This window comes from Streptomyces sp. NPDC048507, assembly GCF_043199995.1.
Taxonomy (GTDB): Bacteria; Actinomycetota; Actinomycetes; order Streptomycetales; family Streptomycetaceae; genus Streptomyces.
In genome coordinates, this window is record NZ_JBICWZ010000041.1 from 1 (window position 1) to 3,880 (window position 3,880).

At 65.9% G+C, this 3,880-nt stretch carries 3 protein-coding genes; 1 reads left to right on the forward strand and 2 read right to left on the reverse strand.

Annotated elements, in window-relative coordinates; translation table 11 throughout:
• Positions 1–1,378 precede the first annotated feature (1,378 nt).
• Positions 1,379–1,573 carry a hypothetical protein gene (locus ACGFXC_RS37485; protein WP_393719421.1) on the forward strand — a complete coding sequence of 65 codons (195 nt, stop codon included), beginning with the start codon at positions 1,379–1,381 and terminating at the stop codon, positions 1,571–1,573.
• Between the two features lie 504 nt (positions 1,574–2,077).
• Here ACGFXC_RS37485 and ACGFXC_RS37490 read toward each other — a convergent pair.
• On the reverse strand, positions 2,078–2,251 hold the full coding sequence (locus tag ACGFXC_RS37490; RefSeq protein WP_393719422.1) for a hypothetical protein: 174 nt from the start codon (positions 2,249–2,251) through the stop codon (positions 2,078–2,080).
• A gap of 313 nt (positions 2,252–2,564) precedes the next feature.
• Positions 2,565–3,119, reverse strand: coding sequence for a telomere-protecting terminal protein Tpg (tpg, locus tag ACGFXC_RS37495; protein WP_393719423.1), 555 nt, complete (start codon positions 3,117–3,119; stop codon positions 2,565–2,567).
• Positions 3,120–3,880 lie beyond the last annotated feature (761 nt).

A 3,880-nucleotide genomic window follows, 5' to 3' on the forward strand; every position in this document is an offset into this window, starting at 1 on the left:
GAGGAGAGCGGACTCTTCGGAGCGGGACCCCCAGCGCTGCGCGCTGGGGAAGGGAACGCGGGCGCTGCGCGCCCGTGGTGACGGAGCGTGAATCCCCGCGCTTCGCGCGGGGACGGGCCGGCGCCCGCTTCGCGGGCTTGGCCTCGGGGTCTTTCGCTACACTCCAGACCCCTTGGGGGGCGGGCCCGCTTCGCGAACCCTTGGGGTTACTGGGCTGTGGGGCCGGTCCGCTTCGCTCCCCGACCGTGGGCCCGCTTCGCGGGCAGCTGGCTACGAGGGAGGGTGGCCCGGGCCAGAATCCAAAGCGCGACTTTGGATTTGGTAACGCTCAGTCAGGATCCCGGCTGGGATGGGGTCCTGTCAACCCCACCAGACCGGGTCCCGCACCCTCGGACGGGCGCGGGACCACGATGACGCTCCCCCGGACCAACCCCGGGACTCTGTCCCTCAACACCCCTGAAAGCCCGCCTGAGGGCCTGCGAACTGCACAGATTCCCAGGACCAACCCCGTCAAGAACGCCCCTCACAACCGCCCACACGCCCCCGCCCCTTGGTGGCCCCACCCCACCAACCACCAAAACACACTTAACTGACGTAGCGTCAGAAAGTTGAAGAATTTCAGAGCGTCGCCATAAAACACGCAACAAACAACTCAAACAATCCCTTGAATTTCTACTGTTCGAGATTTCGCTCCATCCATTGGAGCAATGCTTCAACGGTCGCGTCCCTCATCTTGGCGCAACGAAACTTAAATGCTATGTGCAAATCCATGGGGAGTTCACAGGCGTAGGCGACCCTCCTCGTGGACGCCAACGTGGGGAGGGTGGCAGGAGCGGGAGGGGGGAGGTCTGGCTGCTCCGATGGATCATCCGAGGGGACACCGACGTCGGCAGGGCGGCCACGCCCGTCTCCCCGAACAAGTGCGCGCTAGTGCCGGTGACGCCCGAACCTCATGCCGGAGGGCCTCCTTGTCCGACTTCGGCCGCGTAGCCAGCTCCATCCCGCCGCACACCGTCGAACCAGGGACCTAGAAGAACAAGAAGTCGCACCGCACCTTCTCGAAGCTGGAGTTCATCGACAGGATCGTCAAGTTCGCCGACTAGGCCCTCCACGCCTCAGAGCCAGATGAGCTGGCGTAGCCGCAGGTCATCCGCCTCGACACTTCCCCGCCCCGGGCCGAGCTCCTCAGCGAGCTGCGGTGAGGGCGGGGGTGGGGGTGGGGGTGGCACTCTTCGTGCCACGTTGTGTGTCACCTGCGGTCGGTACGCTTTTGTCGTCCAGTCAGGTGCATGTGCCGCGCCTGGGGGCGCCGGGGGTTGACGGACCGTCCGTCCCCGCTCTCCAAGTGAGGCACACGGCGCTCCGGACTGGAGGTTCCATGCCCTGGAACAGCAAGCCGCCGCGATCCGACGAACCGGAAGACCGCGGTGAACCGCTCGACCGGGGTGAGAACCGCAGCACCACACGCGGAACACTGCTCGCCGCAGTCGGCCAGGCCTTCCTGGTCCAGCTGGCCGGCGAGACCGCGCACTGGGTCGCCCAGGGCGCGGAGTGGCTGATCAGCCACCTGTAACCGCGTCGCGCCCCCCGGTGGTGGAACACCAGGAGGCGCGAGGTGCGGGGGTTCACCCGCGGCGGTCTCTGTCCACGCTTCCAGGCCCGGGCAGAGGCCGCCGGCTCGTTGCTGGCCCCACCACTACTGTGGCAACGCCCACTGACAACGTTCACTAATCTACCCCGACGGGACGGCGCGGAGCCTGGCCCGGTTGTGGACGACGCCGCCGAGCTGCGGTCGTGGAGCTCGCGTAGGCGCTCCCCGTCATCGCCAGCGTGCAGTACACCTCCGACGAGAACTCCGGCTCCGTGGTTGATGCACGTCGACCGCAAGCTCGACGAGCGCGGGACCCGCGAGGGGTGATCGGCTTCCTTCCTTCCCTCCTTCCCGAAAGGACCGCTCCCCCAGCCCAGAGAGGGCCCTGAGCAGGTCTTTTGTTCGGGAAGGAGGGAAGGAAGGAAGTCCGTGGGGCGGCCCAGGTCGGGCCGCCCGCCCGTCCACCACGTATTCGTCCCCGCCAGGTCAGAGGGCGGCCACACCGGCAATCAGCGCGACGAAAACGGCGGCGAACGCGGCGGTCACCATCAGGGGCGTGGCCAGGCGAGGGTACCGGTGGGCGACGTAGAACACGGCGCCGAGCGCCATCATGGCGACGGCGGCCAGGAGCAGCAGGACGAGCAGGGTGGTCTTGTTCACGGGGTTCCCCCTCAAGTTCAGGTGCCGTCTCTCGGCACTCAGGCGGGCGGATCATGAAGTCCTCGCACCCCTTGCGTCTCGGGGTGCCGTGCCGACAGCACTGGCGGTGTCGGCGTTCGCCGATCCGGACTCTGACCGAGGCGGGGGTAAGCCCCGCAACCCTGCTCAACCTGAAGCAGTAAGAAGCCCCATTCAAGGCTCTGACCTGCAAGTTTGATCGCAGATCAGCCTTGAATGGGGCTCATTCCCCGGCTATGGGCTAGGCCCGCAACTCCGAACTACGTGATGTACATCACGAGTCGCCGGTAGGCGGTCAGAGGCCCACGTCGATGTAGTCGATGTCCGTGAACTCCACCAGCAGCCCCTGGGCGCGGCTGCCGCCGTCCTTGAAGTAGACGTCCTGCAGGCCCTCGGCGGCGATCCGCTGTAGGTCGGCCTCGGAGGCCCTAGCGTCCTGGGCGGCCAGCAGCCGGCCCGCGTACTCCGGGGGAAGGTGCTGCGTGATCCGGCGCATCCGCCCGTCATCCGTGGTGCCCGGGGCGGCGGTGAACCCGAACCGGGCCCGCGTCTCGATCACCAGCCCGGTCTGACGCGCGGCTTGGTCCCGAGCGCGCTTGCGGACCAGGGGCTGCCACCGCCGGCGGACCTCAGCCGCCATCCGGTCCGCCAACGCTGGCTTCGGGTTCTTGATCTGGTCCCTGACGTACCGCTCGACGGTACGCCGGCTGATCCCGAGCAACGCCGCGACGGCCGCAGTGGTCTTCTCCTGCTTGACGAGGTAGCGCATCTGCGCGCCCGCCGACTTGGGGATCGGGCGGGTGAACGCGGCCTGCGCGGCACGGTCGAGGCTGTCGCCCATGATGCCCATCGAGCCGTGCTCCTCTCAACGAATCGACTGGCTTCCTGAGTCCAACTATAGGCATCAAGAAAACGGAATCCGGCGCCGGGTACAAACTCCCCGCACGGTCTCGCTCAACCGTCCTGGGGATGGCCAAGGCCAGGGCTTCCGAAGGTTCCTGACGGTCACACGAACCAGCTTTATCGACCTCCCCTCCTGCTAACGTCTAAATCACCCCGAGGGACGGGGATCGATTATCACCAGAGGGGAGGTGAGCGATGTCCGGCATGGAAGGCTCCGACGAGCAGCCCAAGCCGGGCCGGTCAAAGCGCAAGCGCGCAGCTGAGACGGTCACCCTGGTCACCTGCATCCTGCAGGCCGTGTACTGGGGTCTCAAGCTCACTGGAGTGCTCTAAAAGCGCAGGTGGGCCTAGCTGTTGGCGCAGCCAGACCCACCCAGGCCCAGGCATCCGGGCCCCACGCCCTCCCTCAGCAGCGGGAGCGTGGGGCCCGCTTTCATGTTTGGGCCCTGCGATCACCACACAATTAAATGCAGCAACCCCAAAGCAGGATACACTCCATGCCGCATTTCGAGAAGGCCAAATATGACCAACGTCGCCCTGCCTTTATTCTGAAATAATAAACAAGCCAACCCTCATTCACGGAAAAGAATTCCAGAAAAACAGGGCAGGCCAGCCGATGACCTTTTGCTGGTTGGGGGTGAATGGGGTCGATGAGTTCGGAGTTCATGTGAAGTCATCCTGGTCATCCCGCCGGTCATCCCCCATCCC